Origin of the sequence: Megasphaera sp. UBA4382, assembly GCF_002391155.1 — a bacterium.
Lineage (GTDB): Bacteria > Bacillota > Negativicutes > Veillonellales > Megasphaeraceae > Megasphaera > Megasphaera hexanoica.
Genome location: NZ_DGRS01000068.1, coordinates 1,731 through 2,743 on the forward strand (window position 1 = coordinate 1,731; position 1,013 = coordinate 2,743).

General features: G+C 52.0%; 1 pseudogene. It reads right to left on the minus strand.

Annotation, left to right across the window (positions count from 1 at the left end):
- Positions 1-1,013, minus strand: a pseudogene (locus B4H10_RS08200) (DNA-directed RNA polymerase subunit beta'); the annotation flags it as partial.

A 1,013-nucleotide genomic window follows, 5' to 3' on the forward strand; every position in this document is an offset into this window, starting at 1 on the left:
CGGGTCAGGTAACCGGAGTCTGCCGTACGCAGCGCGGTATCAGCCAGACCTTTGCGGGCGCCGTGACTGGAAATGAAGTATTCCAAAATCGTCAGGCCTTCGCGGAAGTTCGCCTTTACAGGACGGTCAATGATACGACCGGAAGGATCCGCCATCAGTCCGCGCATGCCGGCCAGCTGTTTAATCTGGTCAATGCTGCCGCGGGCGCCGGAATCCGCCATCATGGCAATTGGATTAAATTTATCTGCAGTATTTGCATCTTTCAACAGTTCAGCCACATCATCCGTAGCCTTATTCCAGATATCAACTACTTTTTTGTAGCGTTCGTCATCAGTCATCAGGCCGCGGCGATACATAGCTTCCGTCCGGTCAACCAGTTTTTCGGAAGCCTGGATGATCTCGTATTTGCCCTGAGGCACATGGATATCGGAAACCGCAATGGAAATACCGGACTGGCAGGCATTGTCGTACCCCATCTTCTTGACGATATCCAGCACGTTGGCCGTACCCAGATTACCATACATCTTGTGGGCTTTGGCAACCAGTTTGCCCAGTTCCTTTTTGGTGATGAGCTGACCAAGATGCCAGTACTCTTCACCGGTCTCTTCGTCTTTCTTTTTGCTGAAGAAGCGTAATTCTTTCGGCAACGCTTCATTATACATAGCATTCCCGATAGTAGTATCGACCAGGCTCATACCTTCCGTACGGGTCTCGCCTACGATATCTTTATTGGGAATCAAGATCTTGATCCGGGCCTGCAGGTCCAGATATTTATGGTAGTAAGCCATCAGGGCTTCATGCAGGCTGCTGTAACGGTTTCCTTCGCCCTTAGCGCCGGGCTTTTCAATGGTCATGTAATAGGCGCCCAGCACCATATCCTGCGTCGGTACCGCAACCGGCTTGCCGTCTTTCGGCGCCAGGATATTGTTGACAGACATCATCATCAGGCGGGCCTCTGCCTGAGCTTCCACAGAAAGCGGCAGATGCACGGCCATCTGGTCTCCGTCAAAGTC